General features: G+C 62.9%; 16 protein-coding genes and 1 pseudogene. 4 read left to right on the top strand and 13 right to left on the bottom strand.

Translation table 11 applies throughout. From position 1 onward, the window contains the following. The first annotated feature begins 8 nt into the window (after nt 1-8). Nucleotides 9-794, top strand: coding sequence for a BPSS1780 family membrane protein (locus tag LOL23_RS01405; protein WP_237173068.1), 786 nt, complete (start codon nt 9-11; stop codon nt 792-794). Nucleotides 795-818: 24 nt separating this feature from the next. On the opposite strand, the pseudogene LOL23_RS19050 reads toward LOL23_RS01405, so the two are convergent. The 9 genes and pseudogenes from LOL23_RS19050 to LOL23_RS01365 form a co-directional block, all read right to left on the bottom strand. Beyond that, nucleotides 819-1,121 (bottom strand): annotated as a pseudogene (locus LOL23_RS19050) (DUF192 domain-containing protein); the annotation flags it as partial. A 3-nt stretch (nt 1,122-1,124) separates the two neighbouring features. Further along, the gene (locus LOL23_RS01400; protein ID WP_237173067.1) at nt 1,125-1,997 is read right to left on the bottom strand and encodes a type II secretion system F family protein; all 873 of its coding nucleotides are present in this window, start codon (nt 1,995-1,997) and stop codon (nt 1,125-1,127) included. 12 nt (nt 1,998-2,009) lie between these two features. Continuing rightward, nucleotides 2,010-2,861: a type II secretion system F family protein gene (locus tag LOL23_RS01395; protein ID WP_237173066.1), complete on the bottom strand. Its 852-nt coding sequence runs from the start codon at nt 2,859-2,861 to the stop codon at nt 2,010-2,012. Further along, nucleotides 2,861-4,672 (bottom strand): TadA family conjugal transfer-associated ATPase, encoded by a 1,812-nt coding sequence (locus tag LOL23_RS01390; protein ID WP_237173065.1) that lies wholly within the window; start codon nt 4,670-4,672, stop codon nt 2,861-2,863. The genes LOL23_RS01395 and LOL23_RS01390 overlap by 1 nt, the downstream gene beginning before the upstream one ends. Before the next feature lie 4 nt (nt 4,673-4,676). Further along, nucleotides 4,677-6,101: a type II and III secretion system protein family protein gene (locus LOL23_RS01385; protein WP_160976918.1), complete on the bottom strand. Its 1,425-nt coding sequence runs from the start codon at nt 6,099-6,101 to the stop codon at nt 4,677-4,679. Nucleotides 6,102-6,253: 152 nt separating this feature from the next. Continuing rightward, nucleotides 6,254-7,273 (bottom strand): Flp pilus assembly protein CpaB, encoded by a 1,020-nt coding sequence (gene cpaB / locus LOL23_RS01380; RefSeq protein WP_237173063.1) that lies wholly within the window; start codon nt 7,271-7,273, stop codon nt 6,254-6,256. Between the two features lie 6 nt (nt 7,274-7,279). Continuing rightward, nucleotides 7,280-8,074, bottom strand: a complete 795-nt coding sequence (locus tag LOL23_RS01375) for a hypothetical protein (RefSeq protein ID WP_160976236.1) — start codon at nt 8,072-8,074, stop codon at nt 7,280-7,282. A 16-nt stretch (nt 8,075-8,090) separates the two neighbouring features. Beyond that, nucleotides 8,091-10,094 (bottom strand): hypothetical protein, encoded by a 2,004-nt coding sequence (locus LOL23_RS01370; protein WP_202411573.1) that lies wholly within the window; start codon nt 10,092-10,094, stop codon nt 8,091-8,093. Nucleotides 10,095-10,162: 68 nt separating this feature from the next. Continuing rightward, on the bottom strand, nt 10,163-10,393 hold the full coding sequence (locus LOL23_RS01365) for a hypothetical protein (RefSeq protein WP_237173062.1): 231 nt from the start codon (nt 10,391-10,393) through the stop codon (nt 10,163-10,165). Nucleotides 10,394-10,584: 191 nt separating this feature from the next. Between LOL23_RS01365 and LOL23_RS01360 the strand changes: the two genes are divergently transcribed. Both LOL23_RS01360 and LOL23_RS01355 read left to right on the top strand, forming a co-directional pair. Further along, nucleotides 10,585-11,022, top strand: coding sequence for an SOS response-associated peptidase family protein (locus LOL23_RS01360; protein WP_237173061.1), 438 nt, complete (start codon nt 10,585-10,587; stop codon nt 11,020-11,022). Between the two features lie 25 nt (nt 11,023-11,047). Then, nucleotides 11,048-11,680, top strand: a complete 633-nt coding sequence (locus LOL23_RS01355; protein ID WP_237173060.1) for a hypothetical protein — start codon at nt 11,048-11,050, stop codon at nt 11,678-11,680. Nucleotides 11,681-11,749: 69 nt separating this feature from the next. On the opposite strand, the gene LOL23_RS01350 is transcribed toward LOL23_RS01355, so the two are convergent. Genes LOL23_RS01350 through LOL23_RS01335 form a run of 4 tightly spaced genes read right to left on the bottom strand, consistent with a single transcriptional unit; the run spans nt 11,750 to nt 13,323 of the window. Next, nucleotides 11,750-12,283, bottom strand: coding sequence for a DUF2514 family protein (locus tag LOL23_RS01350; protein ID WP_237173059.1), 534 nt, complete (start codon nt 12,281-12,283; stop codon nt 11,750-11,752). After that, nucleotides 12,276-12,758, bottom strand: a complete 483-nt coding sequence (locus tag LOL23_RS01345) for a glycoside hydrolase family 24 protein (RefSeq protein ID WP_237173058.1) — start codon at nt 12,756-12,758, stop codon at nt 12,276-12,278. The genes LOL23_RS01350 and LOL23_RS01345 overlap by 8 nt, the downstream gene beginning before the upstream one ends. Further along, nucleotides 12,746-13,018 (bottom strand): hypothetical protein, encoded by a 273-nt coding sequence (locus LOL23_RS01340; protein WP_237173057.1) that lies wholly within the window; start codon nt 13,016-13,018, stop codon nt 12,746-12,748. The genes LOL23_RS01345 and LOL23_RS01340 overlap by 13 nt, the downstream gene beginning before the upstream one ends. 2 nt (nt 13,019-13,020) lie before the next feature. Further along, nucleotides 13,021-13,323, bottom strand: a complete 303-nt coding sequence (locus LOL23_RS01335) for a hypothetical protein (protein ID WP_237173056.1) — start codon at nt 13,321-13,323, stop codon at nt 13,021-13,023. A gap of 106 nt (nt 13,324-13,429) precedes the next feature. Between LOL23_RS01335 and LOL23_RS01330 the strand changes: the two genes are divergently transcribed. After that, nucleotides 13,430-14,413, top strand: coding sequence for a tyrosine-type recombinase/integrase (locus LOL23_RS01330; protein ID WP_237173179.1), 984 nt, complete (start codon nt 13,430-13,432; stop codon nt 14,411-14,413). Nucleotide 14,414: the final 1 nt, after the last annotated feature.

Raw genomic sequence — 14,414 nt, 5'->3', positions numbered from 1 at the left:
TTCGTCGCATGCAAGCCGCTACCCTGCCGATCACTGCCGGATGGTCCTGGATCCAGGACGGTTTTGGCCTGTTCCGCCGCCAGCCCATGGCCATGTTCTTCTGGAGCATGGTGACCAGCGTGCTGATCTCAATCAGCTACCTCATTCCGCTGCTTGGGCAGATGGCGTTGATCGCCGGCACCCCTATCCTCACGTTCATCACCCTCTGCGCCTGCCGCAACATCGCCGACGGACGACGCATGCTGTTGTCTATGTGGTTGCAGCCCCTGCGCAAGCGTGACACCCGAAAACGGCTGCTCGCATTGGGCCTGGCCTACTTGCTGGTCTGCCTGGCGGCGGGTTTTGCCGCCACCCTACCCTTTCTGGGCGACCTATCCGCGGTACTCAACACCGACGGCGCTATCAACGAGCACGCCCTGCTGCTTGCCATGCGTGGGCCCTTCATTACCTTCGGCCTGCTGTATGTGCTCATTTCGGCCCTATTCTGGCACGCGCCCGCACTGATCGGCTGGCATGGCATCCGTATGCCGCAAGCCTTATTCTTTTCAATGGTGGCCTGCTGGCGCAACAAGCTACCCTTTCTTGCCTATGGCGCCAGTTGGGCCGCCATCTTCTTCGCCATCCAGACTGCGGCGGGCATGATTGTGTCGATGGGCATATCGGCCGCAGCCATGCAGGTGCTCCTCACGCCCGTCAACATCATTGTGGCGGCCATCCTGTACTGCAGCTTCTATCCCGCCTACGTCAGCGTTTTCGGCAATGTCTACCAGGCCGAGAGCGAGATGGACGCGTAGCAAGTAGTCGGGATGAGCAGCGCAGTAGCCTCCCGGCAGCTCGACTACCATGCCAGCCTTCAGGCATAGCGCTGCGCGCCATGGTTGAAGCCGGTGCACGCAACGGCGCAGGCCGCCGTGCATGTCCAGAAACAGCACATCAATGGCCGCACGCACACCAAAGGTATGCACTGCGCGGCATGGCCTGATGCAAAGGCCTGTTCCAAAGACCAAGGGCGGGCAGGCAAACAGGCCGAACAAGCGTTTAAAGAAGGTATCCGCCACATAAAGAACCAGCGCGCCGCGCGGCCGCAAAGCGCCACTCCCGCCGGAAGCTGGCCTGCCCATATATCACGCCCCTGCCAGCAGCAGGCGCTGCCCCACCGGGAAAGCGATAACCAGAAAGGTGCACGGAAAAATGCAGGTCACCAGCGGCAGCAGCATCTTCACAGGCGCCTCCAGCGCCAGCTTTTCAGCCCGCAGGAAACGCTCAGCCCGGCGCTGCTCTGCGTGCGCCCTGAGCACCGGGCTGATACTCATACCCATGTGGTCGGCCTGTGCAAGCAAAGCCACCAGGCTATGCAGCGCCGGCACATTTGTACGCTGCGCCATGGCCCGCAGCGCCTGAATCCGCGGGACACCGCCACGCATGTCTGCAAGCGCATGGCGCAGCTCATCTCGCAGCGGCCCGTGTGGGCCATGGGACGCAGCCTGCTGCAGAGCGCCATGCAGATTCTGGCCCGCCTCTACGCACAGGCTTGCCATATCAAGCATAAAAGGGAGTTGCCGCAGAATCGATGTAGTGCGCTTTCGTGCGCGTTCGCGCAAGCGCTGGCAGGGCCACCACAGGCCTAGTATGCCCGCCACTGCAGTGATGCCTGCCGCGGCGATGCCGCCAGCGCCTGCCCACGCCGCCATCGCCAGCGCGGCTGGGGCAAGCGTAGCGAGCGCCATGCATTGCAATATGGCAATATGCGCCGCGCGCCAGCCCTGCCCCGCCATGCCCGCCCGCGACAGCAATCGCTCCAGATAGGCGCGAGTCGCCGCCGGCAGCATGGCATCGACGATAGGATGCAGCGCCTCCAACCAAGGCCAGGCCCAATGCGGCGCCGACGAGTGCGTGTACGGACGCGTACCGTGCCGGAACATAACCGCCCAGCGACCGGTATACCAGGCCAGCAGCCCTAGAAACACCCCCGCGGCGGCACAACTGAGCCAGTCCAATGCCTTCCCCTTTCATACATCGATTGCAACAATACGCCGCACCAGCAGCATGCCGGCGCAAGTAAGCACCGTGATAAGGCCAAGCGCTGCCCAGCCCAGCGGTGTTTCCCAAAGCAGTCGCATAGCATCCGGGTCGAGATGGTACAAGGCCATGCCGACTGCGGGGGCAAGCCCGGCCATCAGCCATGCCTGCATGCGGCCTTGAGATGTCAGTGCGCGTACACGCTCATCCAGATGCTGGCGCGTGCGCATCGTAGATGCCAGCGTATCGAGCGATTGAGCGACCGCGCCACCACTGCGCGACGCAATAGCCAACGCCGATACGACCAAGGCCCCTCCTTCTGTCGGCGTGCGCTCACGCAGGTTTTTCAACGCTTCGTCCCAAGACACACCCATGCGCTGCTGGCGTAGCAGCAAGCCAAACTCTTGGCACAGGGGAGCGGCCGATTGCGCCACCACTTGCCGCAGCGCGGCCTGCAGCCCCATACCGGCACGCAATGCACCCGCCAAGCCCATGAGCAAGTCGGGCAATTGCGCATCGAAGCGTCGCAAACGGCGCCGATGCGCCGCCGCCACCAGCCAGCGAGGCGCGGCAAGTGCCAACCCGCCGGCGATGATCGCCGCGAACGGCGTACGCAACAACGCAAAGCCCAGTGTGGCACTCGCTGCGCTCACCAGAAGATTGGCCGCCAGCAACCTGGAAGGATCGAAAAACAGGAAGAATTCGTCCATGCGATTGGCAACATCCTGGCCGAAGGCGCGCCGGTATGCGGACCAGCCGCGCGACATGGTTTGCAGCAATAGCCAGCCGGCGGTTATTCCCGCGATTGCCGCAGCCAACAGGCAGAATGCAATAAACATCATCAACCCTGCAGTGGCGCCGCAGGCGCGAGTACGGTGTGAGCAGTGAACAGCGATAACGGGACAGCCGCAGCACCAGCGCCATCCATGAAGCACTCGGGAATGACACCACAACCGGCAAAGCCAGGTACAGGACGCGACTGATAGCGGAAGATCTCCTGCGTCTGGATGCGCCCGCTTTCCATGCCGGTGACTTCCACAATCGACGACACCAGGCGGCGGCCATCCGCAAGCCTGGCCTGCTGGACAATAAAATGGATGCTTGCTGCGATGTGCTCGCGGACCGCAAGCAGCGGCAAATCCATGCCCGCCATCAGGATCATGGTTTCCAGGCGTGCCAACGCATCGCGGGGGCTGTTGGCGTGCAGGGTAGTCAATGAGCCCTCATGGCCGGTATTCATCGCCGCCAGCATGTCAAATGCTTCACCACCGCGGCACTCACCCACCACAATGCGGTCGGGCCGCATACGCAGCGCGTTGCGCACCAGATCGCGAATATCGACGCGCCCCGTGCCTTCCGAATTGACCGGCCGCGACTCGAGAGCAACCAGATGGCCATGGCTGAGCCGCAACTCGGCGGCATCTTCTATCGTGACGATACGCTCATGCTCGCCGATGCAATTGGACAAGATGTTGAGCAGAGTAGTCTTGCCCGTGCCTGTGCCGCCCGACACAATCAAGTTTTTGCGGCTGGCCACGCAAGCCGCCAGAAACTCGCTCATGGCTTGATTCAGCCCACCGGCATTCAGCAGATCATCCATGCCCAACCGCGACTGCGCAAACTTGCGTATTGTCAGGCTCGCGCCCCGCAGCGCCACGGGCGGAATCACAGCATTGATGCGTGAGCCATCCGCCAAACGGGCATCGACCATGGGTGAGCTTTCATCGATGCGCCGACCCAGCGGCGAGACAATACGGTCAATCACTCCGCGAACAGCGTCCTCGCTGCTGAAGGTACCGGCATGGCGGCTCAGCCGGCCTGCGATTTCAACAAAAATCTCGTCGTGGCGGTTGACCATGATCTCGGTAATGGCAGGATCAGCCAGCAGGGGCTCGAGCACGCCCAATCCTACCGCCTCATTCACCACCGCGTGCAAGAGCCCCGCTCGGTCGACAGCAACCGGCAGATGGGTATCGGCGGCGATCAGCTCGGCAAGCACCTGCGCAGCTTCGCCGCGCAAGGCCTCGTCACTGAGACTGGCTACATCCCTGCGCCGCAGATCCAGGGCTTCGAGCAAGCGAGCATGGAGCCGCCGACGGTGCAGATGCATGTCCTGCGCCGCAAGGCCAAGTGTGTCTGCGCTGTCAGGCAAGCGTTCGGCGGGCGAGACTACTCCCACGCCGACGCCTCGCTCCGCGTCCGCCTGTGCGACCGGGCCACGCACCGATTCATTACCTTGCTCAGGTTGTGCGCACAGCTCGCCGTCTGCGTGCAGCACAAGCCCGCCCCGCCCTGTGGGCAAACCCCTATCCGGAACGCAGCCGCCAGCCGCCTGCTCTGTGCCCATCCCGCCCAGCGTGCCCCGGCCACGACTGCCCAAACGCAGCGTGCAGGGACCAATGGAAATCTCGTCAGCCAGCCCCAAGGGCCCGTATTCAATCACATTTGCGCCGTTTACCTGCGTGCCCGCCACGCTGCCCAGATCTCTGACGTAGACACCAAGGGGCCGCTGATCCAGGCAGGCATGGCGACGTGCGATCCGCCATGACCGCAGCCGCAGGCCGCACTCCGCGCCTCGGCCTATATGCAGAGGCAATACCACGCTGCGACTCACCCACTCGCCCGCATCCAAACGCAACTCCAGTTCAACCATGTCCTTACTCCGTCAACTCAAACGCGTTTTTCCCCATTCGCGACGTCGAGGCCGCGACATCGTCGTCAGGCGCCCATTGCGTACCGTTGCCGTAGGGGCGCCATCCTGCATCATCAGGCGCTGAAACAGGGTGCGGCAAGCCTTGCCGGGCTTGCAGTGGGGTATTGATCCAGGGGGCGTCGGGGAAGCTTGTTCCCAGCAGATCCTTGCCGCGCCGCACCCGATCGCGCAGATCTGGATGATCGCCCGCAACCACGCTGGGCGTAACGAAAATCGCCAGCTCGGTTTCTATATGCGAGCTGCGCTTTGCGCCGAAGAGGCTTCCAACCAAAGGGATATCCGCCAGGCCGGGCAGGCCATCCTGATGCCAACCCACTGAGCGCGAAAGAAAGCCAGCCAGCACCAGCGTTTCGCCGGAGCGAACATTGAACTCGGTCGCTGCGCGCCGAGTCTTGAGCGACGGACCCGATGGCGCGGACAAGGCTTGATCAACGGCGCTGACTTCAACTTCAATGCGCGAGCGCACCGTTCCGTTGCGTTCGACCTGCGGCGTGATGCGCAACTGCACACCATAAGGCTTGAACTCAGTGCGTGGCTTACCGTCGCTCGTGACGGAAGAATAGGGAACCTCGCCGCCGGCATGGAACTCGGCCGTGGCACCACTGCGCGCGAGCAATTGCGGCTGCGCCAGCACCACCGCCTGGCCCTGCTGCTCCATAAGGCTCAGGCGCGCTGACCACAAGGCGTTGACGCCGGCATAGGTCGCCCAGGTGCCAGGATTAAGCGGGTAGGCGAGCGGCGGCGCGCCCGGCCTTTGAACAAGCCCGGCGCTCCCGCCGTCCCACGCGGCCCCGAAATAGGCCGCGCCGTCATGCGCCGCACCCCATCGCACGCCCAGCTCGCGCAAGCGCGAACGCGGCACTTCAACCACCTGCACATCCAGCAGAACCATGTCATCCCAACCAACCTGCCCAGTCAGGTTCACGAGTTGCGGATACTGACGCGCGAGTGCTGCGATCCGGGCCCTGTCGTCTTCACCGAGGTTGTCGCCCTCGACCACCAGTTTTTCGCCCACCACCACAACACTTGCACCCGGAATCCGCGCCAGAAGGCTGCGCAGTTCTTCCTGTGCCCGCTTTGCGCCTTCGGGCGCCACCTGTACACGCAGTTGACGGCGCGTGCCGTCGCGAGCCCACAATCCAAGCGCGCTGAAGCCTTCGTTGCGCGCAAATACGATGACTTCATTCTCATCAGTTGTCAGAGCACGCAGGACGTGACCGTCACCCACAACAACCCTGGCAATCTTCGGCGCTTTCAGCACTCGTACCTCGCCAACCTGCATCGACATCGAGCCTTCTTCCCGCGTGGCCACGGCCGACGGGGCGGGCTCCGCGGCGAACACGTCCGGCACTGCAAGCCATCCCGCCATCCAAACAGCCGCCACAGCCATCGCCCGGTGCGCGACCGTCGCGCCCGAACCGCCGCGTAGCCACGCAACCGTCGGCATCTGAGCTGCAACGCACGCGGCACGCCCCCGGACATGCCGCACCCCACGCCACTGCGTCTTGCTCGGGACCAACATCACTCCTCCTGATCATCATCGGACATGCTCGTCAGACTCACAGCGTCCTCATCACTCATCGGTGAATCCGCCTCAATGGCACTCACGGTATGCCTTGCAAATGCAAGTTCTGTGTTGCCCTCCCGTCTTTCGACGCTGCCCTGCCCAACTGACGCAAGCGCATTTGAAGACAGCTGGAAGAAGCTGTCGCCAGCGGATTTCGCGGCCTGATTGCTGTTCAGCGCCGACAAGCCGCGCGCAGCCTTGTTGCCATAGATAACCTGAGGCCTTGCCGGGACGGCCGGGCCCCCTATACCCAGCAGGCTGGCCAGATCGCCGCGTGTGGCGAGATTGCTGGAGCCGGTATCCTCTGGAGCGCGCAACATTGCCGTAATCGTGCCTGCATCACGCGCGGCGATGAGCGTCATGGCCTCGGCTGGCGATGCATCAAGCGTCAATGCGTCGAGCGCGCCCGTTGTCGCTCCCGCCTCCGTGCTCGGCCCCGTGTCCCCTCCTGCTGCTAGCACCCGCACACGCTGCAGTAAAGGTGCGGTCACTTTTCGGCGTTGATGACTGAACGAAACATACAGATCGACGAGATCACCGGCCTGTATCAGCCCAGCCGGCATGTTGCTGGCGTCCACAGGCAACGTGACCGCACGACGGCCGGGCTGCAGCTGCACCGCGAGCCCGGCCGAGCGGGGCGGGCCGACATGAACGGGCAATAGCGCATCGCCTGCCCGCACTGCCGCCCGCAGCGCCGCACCCTCCAGCGTATCGCTCTGCGCTGGCGCAATGCTATCCGCCGCCACATGCGGCAGCGGGAACGCCCGTACCGCCAACAGGCCGGCGTGCAGCACTGTACCTTCAGCGAGATCGTCCGCTGCGACGATGCGATCCACCATCTGGACGCTGTGGCGTGCCTCGAACATGGCAGCCTGCTGGTGCAGATAGCGTTGGGCCGCCCAAGCAGCGCAGCCGCCTGCCGCAACAGCAAAAAATGCCAATAACCAGGAAGAAGGAACACGGGGCAGATTCATGGCTGTCTAATGAAAATGAACATACAAGGCCGTGCCATCGCCACGGCCCCATAAAAAAATCAACATCTGTACCGGCCCTCGCCGCCACATCTGTACGCGACGCAAGGCTGGCGCCTCGTGCTGCGCCGTCCATCCCAGCGTCACAAGGCGAGCTGCAATGCCTGCCGCCAGCGCATCCGCCTGCATGTCGACGCGGAACCCATAGCGTCCGCCTCGATTCGCCACAGCCGTGTCTGTGTGAGCGAACAAGGGCACTGCGCCCGCCGGTAGCCAAGACAGGTCGGGATGGCTGCCGATTGCGGGAACGGAGACGATGGCTGGCGCGTGGGCCGATCGGAGGCCCCCGGGGAGCGCCATCACCGACAAGCGACCGCTGACGCCAGGTTGCCCATCGGAGTGCGGCTGTATTTCGACTAGCCAATGCGAACCGTTCGCCAGCCCCGACAAGCGTACGAGACCAGGGGTTGCCAGAAGACGCTGAAACAGCGTGTCATGACGGGCCAATACCTGTGCCGCCGCTTCCAACCCCATCGACGCCGTGAAACTACGAATATGAAAGGCCACCCCATTGGCCACCAGCGACAGCGGCGCCTGCCAGTCGAAGGCGCGCCCCGCCAGTGCTTCAACACGGGCAAAGGCATTGGCAACGGCGGGGGCGATAACAACCGCCCGACTCGCTTCCACCTGCCCGTCGTTCAGCCCTGCATAGGCGTGAGGAGATATGGCAGGGCACAGCACAGCAGCGATACCCGCCGCCGCACGCCATCGAGCATTGGGTAAACACAACCAGTCACGTTGCATGAAAGTCCCTCCGCGTTTACTTAGCATGATGTGCCGCCCCTGAAGCAGAGGAATATCGGGCTGTCCCCGCGTGTTCCGCGGCGGCGAGTCGCTGGGTCATGTGTTGCGGCACCCTCCCGGCCCAGGGGGTGACCCAATCGAACACTGGGCCCGGGCGGAGCCAGCCCTGATCAATGCGCGCCAAACGGCGCGCGGCGCTCGATGCGGACTGGATGGATGAGTGGGCGACAGCCCGCCAAGCGGCCTGCGAACGCAACAACATGCGCTGCGCGGCTGCGTCATGACTGGCGTGCCCAGCACCAGCCAGTATTGCGATATGCCGCGACAGCGCCTGTGGCGTTCGTATACCGGTGCCAACATACCGGCGCACGACAAGAATACCGACTGGGTCGTCCTGCCATTGGCGCAGCAATGCCCTTGTGCCCGCACTACCTGCGCCCGGCTGAGCAGTGCCGGGCAGCCGCAATTTACCTTCATGGGTGGCTGCACGGCCTGGATGACGCGTCAACAAAAAAGCCAGATAACGACTGTGGTGCTGGGCCTCCAGGGCGTCACCCTGAAGGCGATAGAGCCACCCAATGGCGAACCAGAAGACGAGCAGCGCTGCCAGCACCACCATACCCTCGGCCAGCGCCTGACCCGACTGCGCCCCGCTGTATCGGCGCGCTGACGCCGCCGAGCGCCGGCGCCAACGTGGTATTGGACGCCGGCCTGCTGGCCCACGCGGGCGCCCTCCAGGCTGAGGCGCCAAGCGGGCTTGCCAATATGGCTGGAACAAATGGGCACGCTCAGAACGCCCGTCGCTGCGAGCGACAGGACGGTCGAAAAAGGTCTCGGCCGCGCTGTGCACCCGCATACTCAACCCTTCGGGGCCGGCGAGCCTCAGTGCGACAGCAAATCGCAACGTATGTGTGCGCCTGGCCTCTGCAATATCGACATAGCCCGGCATGCCGCGTGCAGGCCAGCGCGACACGGCCAGCCGCGCACGCAGCCCGGCAAATATATTGCCATCCCCAAGGGAAATGCCGCCAACGATGCGCTTTGCGATGAACTCGCTGACTTCGTGCGAAATAAGGCGATCGCCGCTCACTCGCCGCACCACGTCGCCGCCCGACAACCATGTCCCGCCCGACGTGGTCCATGCCCAGCCCATAGGATATTCGCGGTGATAGCACCAGCGGTAGCGATTGAAGCGCAGCGCATGAAATGATTGTGTATCGTTGGCCTGCCAGCGGCCATTGCGGTCCAGTCGGGTGTGGCCGCGGCGGCGGAGCTCGTGGCGCAAATGCGGGCAGGCTGGATGAACGAGCCAGGGATTGCGCGCCGTATGGTCGCGCGGCGCGAGAAAACCATAGGCGCCTGCAGCCTGGAGCACGAGATTGCGCATGCTCGCCATACCGCTATGTGTAGCAGGCCTGGCCTGCAAGTAGCCGGCCAGCGTATCCGCGTGGATCACAAAATCAAAGCTGCCCGGCGCGTGGTGCGGATAGTTGGCGGCCAGCACCTCCTGCATCGCTTGGCGGCGCACGGCCGACAGCGTCTGGGCTATCGCCCGTTGCGCTCCGGCCAGCAGGCCATGAACCGTTGCATCATGCTGGATGAACGTACCGGCCAGCGCCCCGCTGCCCGTGAAGTTTGCCGCATGGCCGGCAGCACGATACGCCATACCATGCTGAGGCCCGAACATCATGCCGATGAGGTAGGCGGGCGGATTGCCGCGGCGTACCCGCCCCCCCTGCGTGGCGCCATACGCTTGCCAGGATGCCAGCGTGATCAGATGCGCCATGGCGACCTGATGCGCAACCTGGGAGCGGTTAATGAGCGCCATCATGTTCAGCGCACGAGCCTGCACCAGCGCGCCGCTGTATGCAGCGGCATCCAGGGCGTGAAGCTGCCGCGCTCGTGCGGCGGCCACCTGGCCGACAGCAAAAAAGCGCGTAAAGGCGATCGCGAGTACGCCAAGCAGCAACATGCCCAGTACCAGCGACTGGCCGCACTGCCCCGCAGCACGTGTACGCACGCAACCCCGCCGCGCCATACGGCTGCCGCAAGGGCTGCGCTGCCTCCAGCCTTGCGAGGCATGCCCGCTCATTTGCTGGCGCCGGCATTGCCGGTGAACGACTTGAGTGACTTGGAAGAGGTTTGGCCGGCAGCCGTATCGGCTGCGCTGCGCGCGCTACGGCTCTGGCGCGTGCCGTCTTCGCCGGCGAGTTCGCGTGCCATGGCGGCGGTTTGCGAGCGCACCACCTGGCCGAAAGATTGGTAGACAGCGATGGCGGCCACTGCCACCAAGGCGACGACGACAATGTATTCGGTCAATTGCTCGGAAAAGCAACCTAACCTATTGAATACAGAGTGAAACGATGGTCGCTCTGTCTAATTGACGATGATAGAACGGTCCCTGCAACACATTGATTTCATTCACTGCCATCCCGAGTATTAGACGCCTGAACTCCCCATCGGGCGGGCCTTTTTGTGCTACAAATACTGTTCATCGATACAGTATTACCATGCAGAACTGCACCATCACCCGCACGCACCGGCACGGCCGTAAATTGCCCGAGCGACAATGGGATGCCCCTGTTCCGGGGCCTGTGCAGATGGATATGTATCGGCATGCCGTACTGAACCGGTACATTCCCCGGTTGCAGGTCGTGCGCCACGCCCATGGCGGCAAAGACACGCCCAGGCCAATCCCGGATCCGCTGCAGCCCGAGCTGCTCGCGCTGGGCGCGCACGGCATGATGGATCTGCATGATCGCCGACCGGTTGCATTGCTCCTGGATGATGCGCTGGCGTGGCTGGACCCAGAGACGCCGATAGACGCTGCGTTCGAGCTGTTATCGACACCGCGTCCGGAATCCGCCTTCCAATGGTGGCAGGTCACGCGAGCGATGGGGAATTCTCGACACCAAAATCCGCTGGCTAACGAGCCAGTAGAATCGTGATTACTTTTCAAAAGCTAGGGGCGGTATGGAACCACAACAACAGCAGTCAAACCTGATTCGCCAATCTGCAGAGGCCAGATACATTGGGCACGCCTGGGCAGTCTCTCGGGGTTACGACGCGGTGATCTACAGCAACATAGGCGAAAGCATATTTCGAACACGCGGGGATATCGATTACACAAAAGAAATGCTGGAATCCTCTCTTCAACACTTTGCGAATTTCGCAGGCGACCAATACGGCGTATTTGCGAATTTTGCAGCGCGAGCGTGGGATCAGCAGAGCAAATGGTCGATTGAAACGGCAAAACATTTATCTATCGTCGCAGTAGCCGGCGTAGCTGGCACTGCAGCTTTGCTGCAGAGAATCGAAAGCCTGTGGTTATCGATCTCTTTAGTAGCGTTTACAATTGGCCTCTTGGCGTCAGTTTTGCAGTTCTGGCTCGTACAGAACGGGTACGTTAAACAAGCGACCGCCCTTGATACGCGGGCCAGAGAAATCCGTCAAGCTGACAGTTGGAGTGCGCTTGTTGCTACCGCAAAACCATACATTGAGCCTGGGCGCAGGTGGTTCGCTGCCTCAGTAATTACGGGCTGGTTGTCTGGCCTATCTTCGGTAGGCGCTGTGGTGCTATTAATCATAACTATATGGCCATTCTGAGGCTATCGGACCTTACGGGCTGCAATGCGCGGATATACAAAGAGGTGGAGGCTGGACCTGGCTGACGTTTTAGCGACGCACTCTGTCGTAACTGCGCTCGCACGTCAGTCCGGCGATTCGGAGCCTATCAGCGTACTCAGCGACCTCTCGGCCAGCGCCGTCCAACCCTGCGTACAGCTCGATGAGCAAACCGATGGCGTCGGTACCAGACTGACCCGGGCCTCGCTGGGCAGAGGCGGTATCGCCGCCGGCCTGGCGCTCACGTAGCGCACTGAGTTCGCGCCGCAGCCGCTGAGCAGCAGTACGCCCAGCAGCCACGTCAGCAGCCAGGGCCGTCGATTGTTCGATGGCATTATCACGTTCATTCTCCACTGCGGCAGTGCGCCGCTGTTCCAGATCCCGGGCGGCCTGCACGGACGCCACCACGGCCTGCGCCTGTTGCTCGAGCACGGCGGCGTGGTCGGCGCGCAGGCTAGCCAGCTGCGCATCGGTGCGCCATCCCTGCACCGTCCACGCCCCAATACCCGCCAGTAGCGCGCCGGCCGCCAGCGCCGCGACGTAGCCCTTCCAGCCCCCCAGCATCGCCAGAGCGGTTTTAAACATAAGTGCCCCCGTGCATGATGTAGATCGCCTTCATTTCGTCCATGCTGTATGTGTGCTGCCCATAGGGTGACCCCGGCAGACTGGCCCAGATGTCGTTGACCCGCAGCACCGCCGTCTCAAACTGCCCGGCCTGGAGCCTCCCGTAGGCACCCTGCTCTTTCAGTTGGTTGATGGCGTACAGGTCCTGGCTGAGCGGTGAGAAATCCGGGAGCCCGAGGCGCGACTGGTAGATCCGCCAGAATCGGAACAGGATCTGATACCGGCCGGCGGCGGTGCTCGAGAGTTTCGCGTTCAGGCGCACCAGGCGGTTGGGATGCTGGCTGTAGTCGGTGAACAGGGCACCGCCGACCAGAACGTCGTAGCCATGATCGCGCGTCGGCTGCCGGTTGTTGTCGGTGCCCTCGGTGAACGCGATGGCGTCGAGGAACGCACAGATGTTCGGGCCGCCGGCCTGGTCAGGAGTTATTCGCGGCATGCCCGCCTCCGGTACCCCAACGCCTTCTGCAGCGTTCCCAGTGCATACAGCGCGAGCGCGGTGGCCACCAGTGGCTCATGAGGAAATCCCCATCCATGCTGGAGCATCAGCGAGATGCGCCAGGCGGCCCAAAGCGCCACCATGCACAGCGCAATGCGCTGCAGCATATTGGCATCGAACTGTGGCGACAACGCGCCCCAGCTGGCTAGCGGGATGATGATCACGTACAGCGCGATGATGTAGATGAGAAACCAATCCATGATTACCTCCGGCCCAGGAACTTGTCGACGATGCGGTCAAACAGGTCGTTGAAATCGAATTGCTGGATGGCATCGAACAGGCGATCGACGATGCTCATGCTGAACAGGCCCAGCACCAGGCCGGTAGCCGCCTCGTTCACGCCTGCCCACTGCGCCAACGCGGTACCGACGTAGTAGGCGACGATCACGCCAAACAGGAACAGCCCCAACTTCCGAATGGGTCCCCCTTTGAGCCAGAACAAAGCGCCGGCCGAGCCGAACACTCCGGGCAGCGCCCTTTCGATGATTTCTTGAATGTCCTGCATCACGTTCCTTTGGACGAAAAAAAGCCCGGCAAACCGGGCGATGGAATGCCTCTACTCGGGGCTTTGAAAATTGGTACTGCTGATACAACGAGACTTTTTGCCCGCCATGAACTCACGTCAGCGCCGCCTGTTTCGTTCCTGCCCCACTCTCGCCGAAGCCCTCGACCGTTATCTGGCCGAGGTGTCCGTAAAGAAGAAGAGCGCGTATCAGGAACAGTCGATCGCGCGCGCCTGGCGCGGCACGCTGCTCATCAATCGAAATCTGGCGAAGGTCAGCCAGATCGATCTGCAGCGCCTGCGCGATGAGTGGTTGAAGGATCGCAAACCAGCGACGGTCAATCGGCGCTTGGCGCTGCTCTCGCACCTGTACACCGTTGCCCGCAAGGATTGGGGTCTGCACTGGCTGGCCAACCCGGTCCAGCTGGTACGCCGGCCAGCAGTGGCCGACGCCCGGGACCGGCGTCTATTCACGCAGATCCGCCTGTACGGAGTCTCCACTGAAGAATGCCCGCGCGCCGAGATCGACTGGATCCTGCGATACACACGGTCCGAAGCGCTGCCCACCATCGTGACGCTGGCCGTCGAAACCGGGATGCGCAGATCGGAGATCGTCACACTCACGCGCGAACAGATCGATCTGACGCACGGCGTGGTGACGCTGCACGACACCAAGAACGGTGACAGCCGATACGTGCCGCTCTCTCCCTTCGCGCGCGATGCGCTGCGCAAATGGCTCGCGGGCCGGCCCATGCGTGGGCCGATCTTCGATATCACACCGGGAGCGGTATCAAAAGCGTTCGGGCGGGCCCGCGAGCGTGCGCGGCGCGCCTACGTCAAAGTGTGCCGCCTGCATGGCCGCCGGCCGGTGACGGCGTACTTTCATGACCTGCGCTTTCACGATCTGCGCCATGAGGCCACGTCCCGACTTGCGGCTGTGTTCGCGATCCAACAGCTGGCCAAGCTCACCGGACACCGCGATACCCGCATGACCATGCGCTATTACAACCCGCACGGTCGGGATCTGGCGCGGCAGCTCACGCAGTCCAAACTGGGCCGCTGGCAGGCCGAGCAACTTCGCATGGTGGCCTGAT

The organism is Paracandidimonas lactea, from assembly GCF_021653995.1.
GTDB classification, from domain to species: domain Bacteria; phylum Pseudomonadota; class Gammaproteobacteria; order Burkholderiales; family Burkholderiaceae_B; genus Allopusillimonas; species Allopusillimonas lactea.
Note: the sequence above shows the minus strand (reverse complement) of the source record. Positions and strands in the feature narration are given on the sequence as shown.

Bases quoted from the DNA above. Each gene is read 5' to 3' on its own strand.
- LOL23_RS01360 (WP_237173061.1), top strand. From the start codon at position 10,585: ATGCAGAACTGCACCATCACCCGCACGCACCGGCACGGCCGTAAATTG.
- LOL23_RS01390 (WP_237173065.1), bottom strand. From the start codon at position 4,672: ATGGTTGAACTGGAGTTGCGTTTGGATGCGGGCGAGTGGGTGAGTCGC.
- LOL23_RS01405 (WP_237173068.1), top strand. From the start codon at position 9: ATGCAAGCCGCTACCCTGCCGATCACTGCCGGATGGTCCTGGATCCAG.
- LOL23_RS01345 (WP_237173058.1), bottom strand. From the start codon at position 12,758: ATGCCGCGAATAACTCCTGACCAGGCCGGCGGCCCGAACATCTGTGCG.
- LOL23_RS01355 (WP_237173060.1), top strand. From the start codon at position 11,048: ATGGAACCACAACAACAGCAGTCAAACCTGATTCGCCAATCTGCAGAG.
- cpaB (WP_237173063.1), bottom strand. From the start codon at position 7,273: ATGAATCTGCCCCGTGTTCCTTCTTCCTGGTTATTGGCATTTTTTGCT.
- LOL23_RS01395 (WP_237173066.1), bottom strand. From the start codon at position 2,861: ATGATGTTTATTGCATTCTGCCTGTTGGCTGCGGCAATCGCGGGAATA.
- LOL23_RS01330 (WP_237173179.1), top strand. From the start codon at position 13,430: ATGAACTCACGTCAGCGCCGCCTGTTTCGTTCCTGCCCCACTCTCGCC.
- LOL23_RS01350 (WP_237173059.1), bottom strand. From the start codon at position 12,283: ATGTTTAAAACCGCTCTGGCGATGCTGGGGGGCTGGAAGGGCTACGTC.
- LOL23_RS01385 (WP_160976918.1), bottom strand. From the start codon at position 6,101: ATGGCGGGATGGCTTGCAGTGCCGGACGTGTTCGCCGCGGAGCCCGCC.
- LOL23_RS01335 (WP_237173056.1), bottom strand. From the start codon at position 13,323: ATGCAGGACATTCAAGAAATCATCGAAAGGGCGCTGCCCGGAGTGTTC.
- LOL23_RS01375 (WP_160976236.1), bottom strand. From the start codon at position 8,074: ATGCAACGTGACTGGTTGTGTTTACCCAATGCTCGATGGCGTGCGGCG.
- LOL23_RS01340 (WP_237173057.1), bottom strand. From the start codon at position 13,018: ATGGATTGGTTTCTCATCTACATCATCGCGCTGTACGTGATCATCATC.